Annotated in this window: 9 protein-coding genes and 1 pseudogene; 5 read left to right on the top strand and 5 right to left on the bottom strand. The window is 67.9% G+C overall.

The window, feature by feature from the left end; translation table 11 throughout:
• From GA0070215_RS26260 to GA0070215_RS26240, 5 genes and pseudogenes are all read left to right on the top strand, one after another.
• Positions 1–218, top strand: a pseudogene (locus GA0070215_RS26260) (IS701 family transposase); the annotation flags it as partial.
• 334 nt (positions 219–552) lie between these two features.
• Entirely contained in the window at positions 553–765 is a 213-nt protein-coding gene (locus tag GA0070215_RS26255; protein WP_091051123.1) for an MbtH family protein, read from the top strand.
• Positions 693–5,300: a condensation domain-containing protein gene (locus GA0070215_RS26250; RefSeq protein ID WP_091051119.1), complete on the top strand. Its 4,608-nt coding sequence runs from the start codon at positions 693–695 to the stop codon at positions 5,298–5,300. The genes GA0070215_RS26255 and GA0070215_RS26250 overlap by 73 nt, the downstream gene beginning before the upstream one ends.
• Positions 5,297–6,625: a KamA family radical SAM protein gene (locus GA0070215_RS26245; RefSeq protein WP_091051115.1), complete on the top strand. Its 1,329-nt coding sequence runs from the start codon at positions 5,297–5,299 to the stop codon at positions 6,623–6,625. The genes GA0070215_RS26250 and GA0070215_RS26245 overlap by 4 nt, the downstream gene beginning before the upstream one ends.
• Positions 6,626–6,636: 11 nt before the next feature.
• On the top strand, positions 6,637–7,884 hold the full coding sequence (locus tag GA0070215_RS26240; protein ID WP_244167158.1) for a pyridoxal phosphate-dependent aminotransferase: 1,248 nt from the start codon (positions 6,637–6,639) through the stop codon (positions 7,882–7,884).
• 17 nt (positions 7,885–7,901) lie between these two features.
• On the opposite strand, the gene GA0070215_RS26235 is transcribed toward GA0070215_RS26240, so the two are convergent.
• The 5 genes from GA0070215_RS26235 to GA0070215_RS26215 all read right to left on the bottom strand — a co-directional run bounded on the left by GA0070215_RS26235 (position 7,902) and on the right by GA0070215_RS26215 (position 14,318).
• Complete coding sequence (locus tag GA0070215_RS26235) at positions 7,902–9,488, bottom strand: AMP-binding protein (protein ID WP_091051104.1); 1,587 nt, start codon at positions 9,486–9,488, stop codon at positions 7,902–7,904.
• Positions 9,485–10,762, bottom strand: a complete 1,278-nt coding sequence (locus GA0070215_RS26230) for an MFS transporter (RefSeq protein WP_091051099.1) — start codon at positions 10,760–10,762, stop codon at positions 9,485–9,487. Before GA0070215_RS26230 ends, GA0070215_RS26235 begins: the two co-directional genes overlap by 4 nt.
• The gene (locus GA0070215_RS26225) at positions 10,759–12,006 is read right to left on the bottom strand and encodes a helix-turn-helix domain-containing protein (RefSeq protein ID WP_167361579.1); all 1,248 of its coding nucleotides are present in this window, start codon (positions 12,004–12,006) and stop codon (positions 10,759–10,761) included. The genes GA0070215_RS26230 and GA0070215_RS26225 overlap by 4 nt, the downstream gene beginning before the upstream one ends.
• A gap of 350 nt (positions 12,007–12,356) precedes the next feature.
• A complete protein-coding gene (locus tag GA0070215_RS26220) occupies positions 12,357–13,316 on the bottom strand; it encodes a TauD/TfdA family dioxygenase (RefSeq protein ID WP_091051089.1) in 960 nt (319 codons plus the stop codon).
• 18 nt (positions 13,317–13,334) lie between these two features.
• A complete protein-coding gene (locus GA0070215_RS26215; RefSeq protein WP_081636048.1) occupies positions 13,335–14,318 on the bottom strand; it encodes a TauD/TfdA family dioxygenase in 984 nt (327 codons plus the stop codon).
• Between the last annotated feature and the right edge of the window lie 96 nt (positions 14,319–14,414).

Genomic DNA, 14,414 nt, shown 5'->3' with positions numbered 1-14,414 from the left:
CCCCACCGACCACACCCGACCAGCCACCACCGGCCGATCCCGGACTGATCCCGCTCACCGTGCCCGAGGTCGGACGACTCCTCGCCGACGCCCTGCACCACCCACCACCACCAGGACACGCCATCGACTGGCTCACCTGGCGACGCCGACACCAGGCCCGCGCCCGCTGGCACCACCAACGCACCCGCCTCAACCGCGAATACGCCCTGCTCACCTAGCAAATGGCGGCTGCCGTACTAGTAGCTTGCTGGAGCACCGGCGGAGCACCGGCCGGCTTCGAGACGTAGAAACGCCTGGCGAGTCGACTCTGACCAGACCAGGAGCGCCAGCGCGGCGCCGGCAGCGGTGTTCGCCGGATGAGCTGACGATCGGCCGGTGGCGGCGGCGGACGGGAGAACGGGCGGCAAACCTGAGCACCGAACTTGCCGGTTCCGTACCTGGCCTGGTTGCCGGGCCGTTGTAACGATTTCCTCGCAGTGACGGTGCCGCTCGCGCGCCACTTGCCGTGTTCCGCCGGTCGACGGATTCGACTGAGCCGGGGAGGGGAAGCCCATGAACAGGACCTACCAGGTGGTGGCCAATCATGAGGAGCAATACTCGGTCTGGCTGGCTGACCGCGAGCCGCCTACCGGCTGGCGGCGGGAGGGCACCGTCGGCGATCGGGCGGACTGCTTGGCACACATCGCCGCCATATGGACCGATATGAGGCCGCTCAGCGTCCGACCGGTGGCGGCCCCCGCGAACGGGACAGGCTCGGTGCGGTGATGTCGGTTCATCCAGAGGTCGAGCTGACCGCGCCGCTCTCCAGCGGCCAACAACAGATGTGGGTGCTCAACCAGCTTGACCCGGGCAGCCCGGCGTACCTGATGACATGTGTGCTGCGGTTGATCGGGCCGCTCGATGCCGAGGCGCTGCGCCGTTCCTGGGAGCGGATCACCGAGCGACACGACGTACTGCGCACCCGGTACGGCTACGCGGCCCACACCCCGGTCCAGATAATCGATCCGCCGGGGCGGTTCGATCTGCGGCAGATCGATCTCGGTGGGGACGGTCCGCACAACGCGCAGGCCCAAGCCGAGCGGATCGCCGCCGTGGAGCGGCAGACCTCGATCGACCTGACCCGCGAGCCCCCCCTGCGGGTGACGCTGCTTCGGCTGGCCCCCGAAGTTCACCACCTCGTGCTCGTGATTCACCACATCGCCTGCGACGACGCCTCCCTCCGGCAGGTCGCAGCCGAGATGAACGCCTGGTACACCGAATACACGATCGGCACACCGGCCGCGTTGCCCGAGCCAGTGACGCAGTATGCCGACTACGCCCGGACGGAGAACGAACTCTGGTCCACGGGTGGCCAGCAGCTCCAGCTCGACTTCTGGCGCCAGCGGCTCGCCGGCCTCGCCGAACTGGAGCTGCCGTACGACGCACCCCGGCCGGACCGTCCAGACCCGCGCGGCGGAGTGGTTGAGGTCGTCATCCCGAAGGCCACCGCGACGGCCGTCCGAGATCTGGCCCGCGACAGGCGAGCGACCCCATCAGTTGTACTGCTGGCCGCCTTCCACGCGACGCTGGCCCAAGTAGCTGGCAGCACCGACGTCGCGATCGGAATGCCGGTCAGTGCTCGTACCAGGCCGGAGCTCGACGGGGTCGTCGGTTTCCTGGTCAACACGGTGGTCATCCGCATCCGCTGCACCGTCGAGCAGACCTTCACCGAGCTGCTCGACGAGGTCCGGAACGAGGCGTTCGACGCGTTCGACCGGCGTGACGTCCCGTTCACTCGGGTGGTCGACGATCTGCATCCGGCCCGCAGTGCCAGCGGGAATCCGCTGTTCCGAGCCGCCTTCGACATGAACCGTACGGAGGAGGATGTCTTCGAGCTGGCCGGATTGCGGGTCGAGCACGTCCCGTGGGAAGCCGAACCGGTCGCCAAGTTCGACCTCAACCTCCACATCGTCGAAGACTTGGCGGAACAGTTCCAGGGCTTGCTCGGATACGCGGCAGCGATCTTCGACGAGTCGACCGTGGCGCGGATCGCGACTGCCTACCAGCGCTTCCTGACCGCAGCGGTAGCCGCGTCGGACACGACACTCGCCGAGCTTTGGCAGCAGGTCGGCATCGAACGCGGCGAACGGCGGGAAATTCGGGTGACCCGCCCGGTCAGCCCTGCGGTGCCGGCCGACCCCCACCAGGTCGCCGAGGTGGTCGGCCGGATCGACGCGGCCTGGCGGGCAGCGCTGAAGCTGGACCGGATCGACCGCCAGGAGAACTTCTTCGATGTCGGCGGAGACTCTCTACTCGCCGTGGCGGTGGCCGCCGGATTGAGGGCGGAAGGGCTGGACGTCGCGGCGGCGGACATCCTCGCCCACCAGACGATCGACGACCTCGCGAGTGTCGTCGCCGGTCGTACCTCGCCCCCGGACGAGACGCGCCCGGTCGCACCGTTCACTCAGCTGGCGGTGGCTGACCGGGCGCTTCTGCCCCCGGACCTGGTTGACGCGTACCCGTTGGCGATGGGGCAGCTCGGCATGATCATCGAGATGCGGGCCCGGCCCGACCAGTGCCGCTATCAGGACACCACCTCTTTCCTTGTCAAGGACACCCGGCCGCTCGACCTCGACGCGCTGCAGGCCGCCGCGCAACGCCTGGTCGACCGGCACGAGGTGCTTCGGACGTCCTTCCACATGACCGGCTACTCGATGCCGTTACAACTGGTTCACCCGACGGCCGTGATCACTGTCGGGCACACCGAACACGGCACCATGACGGCCGACGACTGGCGCCCGGCACTGCTCGACTATGCCGCCGCTCAGCGACAGGTTCCGTTCGATCTGACGAAGCCACCGCTGCTCCGTCTGCACGCGCACACCAGCCCGGACGAAACCGACTGGTGGCTGTCGATGACAGAGTGTCACCCGACCGTGGAGGGCTGGAGTTTCCACCTGCTGCTGATGGAGATCCTGGCCGATTACCGCGCGCTCCGCGAGGGCCGGCTTCCGATCGAGGCACCGCCGGCCGCCTTCCGATTCGCGGACCATATCGCGGCTGAGTCCGCCGCCTTGCGGTCGGCACCGGATCGCGAGTACTGGCGCGGCGTACTCGAGGGCCGGGTTCCGGCCGAGGTCCCGTACGCCTGGCAGGGTGACCACAACGAGCCCGACGAGCGCTACCAGCATCTGGTGCCGTTCCGCGACATCGAAGACGAACTGCGCCAGCTGGCCGTCCGCACCCGGACGTCCCTGAAGGCGGTGCTGCTGGCCGCCCACCTGAAGGTGCTGAGCACGGTCACCGACACCGACAACTTCGTCACCGGCCTGGTCTGCGACGCACGCCCGGAGATGATCGGCGCGGAGCGGGTGCCGGGAATGTACGTGAACACCGTCCCGTTCGCGATCCCGGACGGCGCCCGTACCTGGGGTGAGCTGATCTCCGCGGTGCACCAGGAACTCGCCCGGATGTGGCCACACCGTCGCCTGCCACTACAGGTGATCCAGCAGGACGTCCGCGACGAGAACCGCCTGTTCGACATCATCTTCAGCTACCTCGACTTCCACCACGTCGACCATCAGCAGCTCGGCTGGGACTCCTCGGTCACCGAGACGGACAACGAATTCGCGCTGCACGTCTTCACGATCACCGGACTCGTGAAGATCAACACCACCACCCACCTGCTGAGTCGGGACAACGCCGTGCGGCTGGGGGAGATCTATCGCCATGTGCTGGAGCAGATGTGCGCAGGCCCGGACGGAGACGCGCTGGCACCCTGCCTACCGCCCGGCGAGGTGGCGCGGATCGCCGCCGCTGGTCAGGCCGGCTCCGACGAGGAGCCCCGACCGGCACTCGACCTCCTCGCCGCACACGTTGCCGAACAGCCGGATGCTCCGGCCGTGTGCGACGCCGAGGGATCGCTGACGTATCGGGAACTCGACGCCGCCGCCGACCGAGTTGCGGAACAGCTCTGCGCCGCGGGCGTCAGCCCCGGCTCGTTGATCGCTGTCGCAGGTCCAGTCAGCCACCGCCTACTGCTGGTGGCGATGATCGGGGTGTGGAAGACGAGCTCCTGCTGGGTGCCGGTGGAGCTTTCCGCCCGCGGTGTCTGTGCGGTGATCAGCCCGGCCGATGGAGCCGCAGGGCTTCAGGTGACCACAACCGGGGGTGGTGACCGACGAATCGGCACGGCAGCGTGCGTCCTGCCGACCGGCGACCGATCCGACGGACCCGGCGTGGTGATATCGCATCGAGCACTGGCATTTGCGATGGCCGGATCATCGACCACCGGTGGTATCCGGCCTGCCGTCGGCCCACGTCCCTGGTGGCGGATCATGGCTGATGTCCTGCTCCTACTGGCGCCGGCCAACCCGCTTGCACCCGATCAGTCACCGGCCAGCAGGCCGACCGCGGCCGATCTGAGTAGTCCGGTGGAACCGGTCGGCGCAGGCCGGTCCTCCGCCCTCGGATCGGCCGAGACGGCTGGGTGGGCGATCGTCGACGGCCGCCCGCTGCCGGGTCTTGCCGCCCGGGTTCTCGACCGTCAGCGGCGGGAAGTGCCGGTCGGCGTCGTCGGCGAACTGTGGCTGAGCGGGCCTGCGTTGGCCGACGGCTACCTGGACGACCCCGCTGGTACCGCGGAGAAGTTCCGACCGGAGCCAGGCGGCGCGTCCGGCTGTCAGATGTTCCAAACCGGGCAACTGGCCCTGATGCGCGCCGATGGCACGATTGAGCACCTTGGCACCCGGATGGCGTCGACCACGCCCGACGGTCGCACCCTCGATCTGGCTCGGGTTCGCGCCAAGCTCTGCTGGCTGGCGAGTGGGGCGGAAGTCGTCGTGGCGCTCCGCGGCGAGCAGGTGACCGCCTATCTGCACTCCCCCGAGGGTATCCCTCTGGAAACCGCCGAACTTCGCCGCCGACTGGCCCACCTGCCTCGCCGGCTGGTCCCGAAGGCGATCGTCCAGGTCGACGGCTGGCCGCGGACGGCGACCGGTGCGCTGGACCTGGAAGCCCTACCGGTGAGAGCTCCGGCCCAGGGCACTTCGCCCTCGGCGTCGCCCTGGGACGAGCGATTCGAATCGATGCTGCGGGCGCTGCTCCCCTCCCTGCCGGCCGGCGAGGAGCTGAGCCCAGATGCCGAACTGTCCGCCCTCGGGCTGGACTCGCTCGGCACTGTGGAACTGCTGAGTGTGCTTGAGGACGCGTACAACATCGAGATCCCGGACGAGCTGCTGGCGTTCGAGACGTTCGCCACCGCCCGGACGCTGTGGGCGCATATCGTCCAGCTCCAGGCCGTGGCCGGAGTAAGCGCATGACGGTCACGGCACCCGTGCTGTCCGGGACCGAGCGTTTCCGCGCGCTGGGCCCCCAGCACGTCGACGAACTCGCCGAGCGCTACCGGATCCCGTCGCATCTGCGGGAGACCATTCGGCTGGTCTCGACGGTGCTGCCCTTCCGAGTCAACGAGTACGTCCTCGGAGAGCTGATCGACTGGTCGCAGATTCCCGAAGACCCGATCTTCCAACTGGTCTTTCCCCAACCCGGCATGCTCTTGGCTGAGGACGAGCGGCAGCTGGCGGCGCTGGCTCGCAGCGGGGACGGGGCTGCGCTGAGGGCCACGGTCCGGGCGATCCGTGAACGGCTCAACCCACACCCGTCCGGCCAGCGCCAGTACAACGTCCCCCGCCGGGCCGACGGTAAGCCCCTGGCCGGAGTTCAGCACAAGTACGAGCAGACGGTGCTGTACTTCCCAAGTCAGGGTCAGACCTGCCACTCGTACTGCACCTACTGTTTCCGCTGGGCACAGTTCGTCGGGGACGTCGACCTGCGGTTCGCCGCGCCGGGACCGCACGAACTGGTCGATTACCTCCGGACCCGCCCGCTGATCACCGATGTGCTCGTAACCGGTGGCGATCCACTGGTGATGTCGACCGAACGGCTGCGTGGTCATCTCGGCCCGCTGCTCGAGGTGGAGTCGGTGCGCACCATCCGGCTCGGCACCAAGTCGCTCGCGTACTGGCCCCAGCGCTTTGTCACCGACGCCGACGCCGACGACCTGCTCCGGCTCTTCGAGCAGATCATCGCCACCGGCCGCAACGTGGCTGTGATGGCCCACTTCAGCCATCCCCGGGAGCTCGAACCAGAGTTGGCCCGTCGGGCCATGGCGCGCCTCCGGGCGACCGGCGTACTCATCTACTGTCAGGCGCCTCTGATCGCGCACGTGAACGACTCCGCTGTGGTGTGGCAGCAGATGTGGCACGCGGAACTCGCGAACGGCGCCGTGCCCTATTACATGTTCGTCGAGCGGGACACTGGGCCGTACGACTACTTCAAGGTGCCGCTGGAGCGGGCGGCGGCCATTTTCCAGGATGCCTACCGGGATCTGCCGGGCCTGGCCCGTACCGTTCGAGGCCCGGTCATGTCGGCGACAGCCGGCAAGGTGGTGGTGGACGGTGTGGTCACGGATCGCGGAGGGCAAGCCCTGCAGCTGCGCTTTCTGCAGGCCCGCGACCCGGCCCTGGTCGGTCGGCCCTTCCGGGCCCGCCAGTCACCGACCGCGGCGTGGCTTGATGAGCTACAGCTCGACCCCGACACCCCGGAGGACATCGCGGCCGCAGTCCGTGGGACGGCGGTCGCCTGATGATCCGTCAGATGGCCCCGAACATGGCCCTCGATCAGCGTGTCGCCGAGCGCCAGGCAGCCGGCGAGTTCATCGTGCACCTCGGTTTCGGGGAAGCCCGGCTGCCGGTCTTCGAGCCGCTGGTCCAGCGGCTCGCGGCCGGAGCTGGACGAAATGGGTACGGTTCGGTCGCCGGTGATCTCGCCGCGCGTAGCGCGCTGGCCGGCTACTTCACCCGTCGGCGGCTGCCCACCGATCCCGGGCAGGTGATCATCGGTCCGGGCAGCAAGGCGCTACTGTTCGGACTGCAGGTAGTGCTGCCCGGTGACATCGTGCTGCCTGCCCCGTGCTGGAACACCTATCCGCCGCAGGCCAGGCTAGCCGGGAAGTCGGTGATCCCGGTACCGATACCGGCTGAGTACGGCGGTGTGCCTGACCCGGAATCGCTCGACGACGCGTTACGGGCCGCTCGCCGGGCTGGGCGAGACCCTCGCATCCTGCTGCTGAGTCTGCCCGACAATCCGACCGGCACCGTCGCCGAACCGGAGGCCGTCCGCCGGCTGTGCGAGATCGCGTCCCGGGAGAACCTGTGGATCATCTCGGACGAGATCTACCGCGACATGCTGCACTCGCCGCTGACCGAGTTCCTGAGCCCGGCTGAGCTGTTACCAGAACGTACCGTGGTCACCACCGGCCTGAGCAAGAACCTCGCGCTGGGCGGCTGGCGCATCGGCGGCGTCCGGTTCCCCTGCGGGAACCACGGATCCCGGCTGCGGGACGACCTGGTGGCGGTCGCCAGCGAGACCTGGTCGGCGCTGGCGCAACCGATGCAGGAGGTAGCTGCGTACGCGTTCGCCGAACCACCGGAGATCCGCGAGTACATGGCCGCGGGCGCCCGGCTGCACGGTGCGGTAGCCGGTGCGGTGCATCGCTTGACGGTCGCGGCCGGTGCCACCTGCCGCCCGCCCACCGGCGGCTTCTACATCTATCCCGACTTCGAGCCGGTGCGCGCCGAGCTGGCCCTGCGGGGCGTGACCGATTCGGCGTCGCTGCAACACGAGCTGCTCGAGTCACACGGTGTCGCCGTCCTGGGCGGGCATCATCAGGGTGACGACCCGGCCGCGCTGCGGTTCCGGGCGGCGACGAGCCTGCTCTACGGCTCGACCGATGAGGAGCGCGCGGAGTCTCTGGCCGCCCCGGATCCCCTCGCCCTTCCGCACATCAAGGGCGTGCTCGCCGCTCTGGAGGAACGCCTCGCCGGGCTCATCCCTCGACGTTGAGCGCCACAGCGGCTCCGTCATGCGACATCGGTGGCATACCGGGCGGCCAGAGCCGCCCTGTCCACCTTGCCGTTCACTGTCACCGGCAGCTCCTCGACCAGGTGCAACTCTGCCGGAATCATGTACTCGGGCAGCGTAAGCCTACAGAACGCCGCGACCTGGGCCACCGTGGTGTCGCTGTCCAGACTGGTGGCCACGAACACGCAGAGTCTCGTTTGCTCGACCGGCTGACCCAGCACCAGCGCGACTGCGGCGGTCACTCCGGGGAAGTCCATCAGCCTCCGCTCGACCTCGGTCAGCTCAACCCGGTTCCCCCGGATCTTCACCTGGGAGTCTCTTCGCCCAGTGAAGTAGAACAGCCCATCCTCGCCCCGGTAAGCCAGATCACCGGTGCGGTAGAGGATCTGACCCGATCGGGGCTCCACCGGATCGGGCACCAGGGCCGCCGAGGTTGCCTCCGGGTCGTCCCAGTAACCGGTGAACAGGGCAGGGCTGCGCAGGTAGAGTTCGCCGCGGGAACCGGCCCCGTGGACCGGCCGGCCGTGCTCGTCGATCAGGAGCAGCTCCGCACCCGGATGAGCGACGCCGATCGGGATTCCCGGGCCGTCGTCCGGCACCGGGTCGGGCACGTCGGTGAACGTACAGGCGATCGACTCGGTGCTGCCGTAGCAGTTGACGATACGAATCCCCGGACGCAGTTCACGCAGCCGGCGCAGTTCTGCCAGCGGAAAACTCTCACCTGAGTAGAGGATGCCGCGCAGTTCGCCGAGCCTGCCGAGTCTCTCCGGTTCGTGGCGCAGCGCCGCCCTCCAGACCGACGGCGCCCCGTTGACCTGGGTAGCGGCACTGTCTCCCAGGAAGCCCAGGAACCGGCGCGGCCAGCGCAGCACGGCGCGGGGCACCGGGACGACCGTCGCCCCGCTGCCGAGGGCCAGCCCGATGTCCAGCAGCGAGAAGTCGAACTGCAGCGGGGAGGTGGTGGCAACGCGATCGTCCGGGCCGACGATGCTGTACGTCAACATTCCCCGGAAGAAGGCGAGCACCGCTCGGTGGCTCATCACCACACCTTTGGGCCGCCCCGTGGTTCCGGAAGTGAAGACGATGTACGCGGGATCCGTCTGGGTCAGGGCCGCCCGGCGGCACAGCGTGACCGGTGGCAGCTGCTCGATCCGCAGCCCGTCAGGGCCGAAGCGGCCCCGGCCCCGAGTGGGACACAACGGTTCGCGGCGGCCGTCGTCAGGCTGCAGATGCAGCACCGCGCCGGCGGCCTCGGCTACCGCGAGTACCCGTGCGTCCGGCGCCTCCGGGCTGACCGGCACGTAGGTGAGCCCCAGCATCGAACAAGCGATCAGCAAGGCGATGGCGGCCGATGACGTGTCAGAGTCCACGACGACCCGGTCGCCGACATCGAGGTCCAGGCCGGCCAGCGTGTCCGCGTACTCCTCGGCGTGTGTCCGCAGCTCGCCGTATGAAACGGCTCGGAACACACCGGAGGCGGACCGCTCAAGGACAGCGGCCTGATCCGGTCGGGCGGCTGCGTGCCAGAGCAGGAACTCATGCAGGAACTCGGGAGCATGAAGCGATCTGGTGCCGGTCTGGGTCATGCTCTCGCCTTGGGAGGTAGGGGGGCAAGCGCCGCCAGAGCTTCCAGATCGTCTGGCGGTGGTGCGTGGCGGACGGACGGGCTGACCGCAGCCGCGATCGCAATGACCAGCATGATCACGCACAGCACCACGAGTGCATGAACGGGGCCGAACTCCGCGATCATGAATCCCGCCCCGAGGGAGCCGACAGGCATCACGCCAGAGGTCACGAAGATCGCGGTGCTGGTGATCCGGCCCATCATGTGCTCCGGCACGATCGCCATCTGGTAGTTGAGTATGACGACGTTCCACAGCGGACCGGCGAACGCACACGCCGCGGCGATCAGCCCCAGGATCAGCGGATTCGAGGTCAGCAGCAGCAGAGGTAGCAGGGCCGCCCACACCCAGTTGATCGCGACGAGGACCAACTTGGGGCGTAGCTTGCGATGCAGCCACCCGGCTGCGAAGGCGCCGACCAGCCCGCCACCACCGTAGATGCCCATCATGAGGCCGATCTCCCCGGGCGACCCGCCATGGTCCTTGGCCAGCACGATGAGGATCAGCACCAGCGCCTGGAAGACGACATTGCTGGCCGCGATCAGCAGAATGGCCGTCCGGGCGAACGCGACCCGCCACAACCACTGCAGTCCCTGCCCCACATCCCTGACGATGGAACGTCGGGTGACGACCCGCTCCCCTTGCAGTGGCCGCCGGATGGCCAGTACCCCGACCGCGCCGGCCAGATAGCTGATCGCGTCGACGAGGAAGGGAATCGCTGCGCCGAGGCCGAACAGAACACCGCCGAGCGGGGGCCCGGCCAGGTAGGCACCTCGAGACCTCGCCTCGGACTGCGAGACTGCGAGCGGACGCTGTGCTGCGGGCACGATCAGCGGGAGCGCGGCAGTCTCGGCTACGCGGTAGAACACGGCACAGACGCCCTGTACGAATGCCGCCAACGCAAGATGGATGACGGTCAAGGTGCCGAGCCATATGGCCACCGTGACGCTGAACAGCGATATCCCGGCGACAAGTTGGCCCGACAACATGATCGCTCGACGATTCCATCGGTCGACCAGGGCACCGACGAACAGCGACAGGAGGTACGGCGCCGACCCCGCAGCGCCGACGATGCCGGCTTCCGCCGGGCCGCCGACCATCGCCAGGACCAACAATGGAAAGGCCGTCGTGCTGATCCCGGTGCCAAGCGAGGAGATCACCTGCCCGCTCCACAGGGCGACGAAATCCCGATTGCGCCACAGCGATACGGCGTCCTTGCCGGCTCTGACGGATGTCATGCTGCTCCCAAGTTTTCCCGAATCAGTCCGATGCCCTGTTGTCGGACGAAGTCCGCAACGTACGGGCCCAGACGATAGTGGTGCCGGCCGGGCACGCCTGGCTGTACCAGCGTGCAGCCGATCAGCTCGGATGCCAGAGCGATCGGGTTGCCGGTCTCGACTTCCGGCAGGCGTTCACACTCGGCGACGATGTCGTCGAAGGTGAATGTCGCTTCTGTGCGTGCGGCCATCCGGGCCAGGATCCGACGGTGGCCGATCGGCAACAGGTCAACGTCCCATCCGATGCTTGCGGCAGCTGACCGCTGATGGGGCATCAACGCATGGTCGTTGGTGGAGAGCATGTCCAGCGAGGGGCCGCAAGCGAGAAGGTGTCGAACCGGCACCGTACGCATCCGTTCGGCCGCGAACTCCAGATATCGCGGGATGCCGCCGAGTCGCTGACAAAGCTCGACCAAATTCGGCAGTTCGGTCAGCAGGCTCTCGGCGGTCGCCGAATCCACGCCCGAATGCAGCAGCAGGAAGTCGATGGCGGGCCCTCGCCCCAATCCGCCATGCGGGGGGTGAGCGGACAACGGCTGGATCTTCCGGTTCACGCCCAGTCGATCGGTCAGCCGTCGCCTCGCGGTGATCACGATGTGCATCCCGGGCGAGCTGTTGAGCAGCTCTCGAGCGACCATGATCGTGCCAGCCGGGAGGTGTTCACCGGTATCGAGGATCAGTAGTAGATGGCGATCGCCGTCCGGGCTGATCGCCTCGTGCACCCTTTGCGCGATCGCAGCCTCTTGCGAGCCACCGGTCACGCTCTCCGGCACGAGTTCGCCGAGTTCGACCACTGCGACCCCGTCGTGGAACGACGCGCCGAGCTCCGCAGCCACGGCGAAGGCCAGCCAGGTCTTCCCGACGCCGCCCGGCCCTACGAAGGTGGTCAGCCGGTTCGCCTTCACCGTGCGAACCAGATCGACAAGTTGCTCGTTGCCGGACTGGTTGTCGACAAAGTGCGAGTTCGACGGGCTGGTGCCGCGCCACCGGTCGATCTTCCGGGCATGATCAGCCGGATTCGCAAAGTGATGGTCGATGCCCAGAATGCGTGCGAGAAGGTCGACCGAAGATCGGCGGGGCTTCTGCACCACCCCCAGCTCCAGGTTCCGGATTGTCCGCACGCTGAGGCCGGTGCGGTGCGCCAAGTCTTCCTGAGTCCATCCCCGAATGCGGCGCCGGACGGCGACCTCATCGGACAGATTCATGCCCCACCCCCGTACTTGTCCTCCGGGCCTCAAGATTACGGGTTCCTCATGATCGAGGGCAGTGCGCAAAATTACTCGGTCAGTTGATCGACGATCTTCTGCGACCGAAGAGGGGCTACCGATCGGATCGCCGCGCAGGTTCGCCATAATGGGAAAAACCACAATTTCGGAAAGCTCACCTACAGTAGGACACGACCGAACAGGGCCATTGCCAACCAGTTCGAGCGTGCGAGGGCTCAGGCCATGGATGGACCGGGTCCATGCAGGACGAGTACGACCCACGGTGAGCGGGAGCTTGCCGCGAAGCGCGGCAGGGCGGCAGATCGAGGTCGTCACCTCGGTCTACCCGTTCACGGCACCGGCCGGGTGACGACGAGTGCACGGCTGTCGTGGATCTCTGCCATCGCGACCGCGATCCGCCGCGCCCCGGTGAAGGACTCGCGGCCATGGGCGACGAGCATATTGTCGATCATGACAATGTCCCCGCGGCGGTAGTCGAAACGCGTCGACGCGGCCCGGTAGCAGTCCCGGAGGTGCTCGACGGTGGCGTCCGGAATCGACCCGCCGTCACCGAAGAACGTCTGGCTCGGCAGCTCGTCCTCGGCGAACATGGCACGCAGACCGTCCCGGACATCCGGACTGAGCGTGCTGACGTGCCAGAACGTCGCATGGTTGAACCAGACCCGCTCACCCGTCCGTGGATGGAGGTGCACGGCCGGACGGACCGCGCGCGTCCGCAGGCTGTCGTTGCCCGTCCAGGTGATCTCGATCCCGCTCTGCGCGCAGTACTCGGCGACAACTGCGCGATCACCGGTGCCGAACGCGTCCTGCCAACTGACCCCGAAGCCTTCCCGAAAGTTGCGGACGACCATCCAGCCACGCCGGGTGAACTCCTCGCGCACCGCTGGATCAATCCGGGTCAGCACGTCGCGGGTGCCAGCCAGCGGGGTGGCCCCACCGGTGGCCGGCGGATCGACGCAGTAGAAGTACAGAGCCATCGGCCACTTCTGTTGATACGAGTTCTCGTTGTGCAGGAAGATCTCCTCGGACGGCGGGTACTCCGTCGATGTGTAGACATTGCCCTTGATCGCTGTTCGGGGCGACGACCGCTCGTGGTAGGTCAGCGTGTGGCCGGATATCCCCTCGACCACGCGCTCGAAGTCGTCGACGCCGGTGACCCGGAAGTCGCGCAGCAGCACTGCACCATGGCGAGCGACCGCGGCCCGGATCTCGTCCTGTCGCCCGCACAGGGCGGTGATGTCCGCACCGCAGCCCACTATCGTGTGCGGCAGTTCATGCAGGGTGCTCATGGCGTTTCCTTCGGAAACTCAGTCCAGGATCGGGCCGCCGCCGAGACGGCGACTGCGGCTGCGGCGCGGATCGAGGTGGACGAAGATGCGGTGCAACCACCGGTCGTTGCCGTCGAACCGTGGGGTGTACGCGCTGCGGCCGTGCACCACCAGCCGATTGTCGAGCACGGCCATCTCGCCAGGCTGGAGCTGGAGGTCCACGCAGACCTCCAGCAACGCCTCCCGGAGCCGGGCCAGGGCCGTGGCGGCCCGGTCGTCCAGCGCGGTGGTCGCGTGGAAATCGACCCGGATGTCGGGATCCTCGGCGGCCCCGGTCAGCACGCTGTGCGGGTCGCTGTGCCCGGCTGACTGGAACGACGGCGGCGCCTCGGTGCGAAACCGGGATTCGTGCAGTACTGCCCGATCTGTCTCGTTCAACAGGGCGAGGCCCCGGCGGATCGACGCGACGCGGGTCGCGACCGGCTCCTCGCCTGGCACGCGAAGGCAGAGAAGCCCCACGAAGTCCGGTCGGTTGGGGTGGAATGCGTTCTCGGTATGGAACTCCAGCGGGACGGTGCCACCGTTGCTCTGTGTGAGTTGCAACTCCTGCACCGGCACCACGTCCTGGACGAGAGCGCCGCGCTTCTCGCTGCGGTACGCAATGACCTCACCGAGCAGGTGCCCCAGCACCATGGCGGTGCCGGACGCCACCGTGGCCCGGCGCTCGACCGAGTTCGGCACCGACGGTGTCGGCGGCAACGCGCCTGCGCCCACCGGCAAGTTCACGATGGTCAACACGCCGTGCGCGCCGGGGTCGTGCCGGAAGCGACGGACCGCCTCCATCAGGCGGGCCGGAAGCCGGCAACTCGCCGTGCGTGCCTCGGCCAGCCAGTCGACGTCATCGACCAGGTTCGGCGGAGCTTGAGTAAGTCCGACGGCGAGGGCCTCGACCGAGGCCCGCTCGGCGGAGGAGAGTGTGAGGCTCTGGTGGCCGATGAAGGCACGTTTTCGAACGACAGTCACGATTGCTGGTCCTCCCCGGCTTCGGGTGTTGGGCGGAATCGTGACCTCGCGTGCCCGATGACGCCCAGGAAACCCTTAGGGCAACTCGATTCCGAC

The sequence above is a fragment of the Micromonospora marina genome (assembly GCF_900091565.1).
Classification (GTDB): Bacteria; Actinomycetota; Actinomycetes; order Mycobacteriales; family Micromonosporaceae; genus Micromonospora; species Micromonospora marina.
Note: the sequence above shows the minus strand (reverse complement) of the source record. Positions and strands in the feature narration are given on the sequence as shown.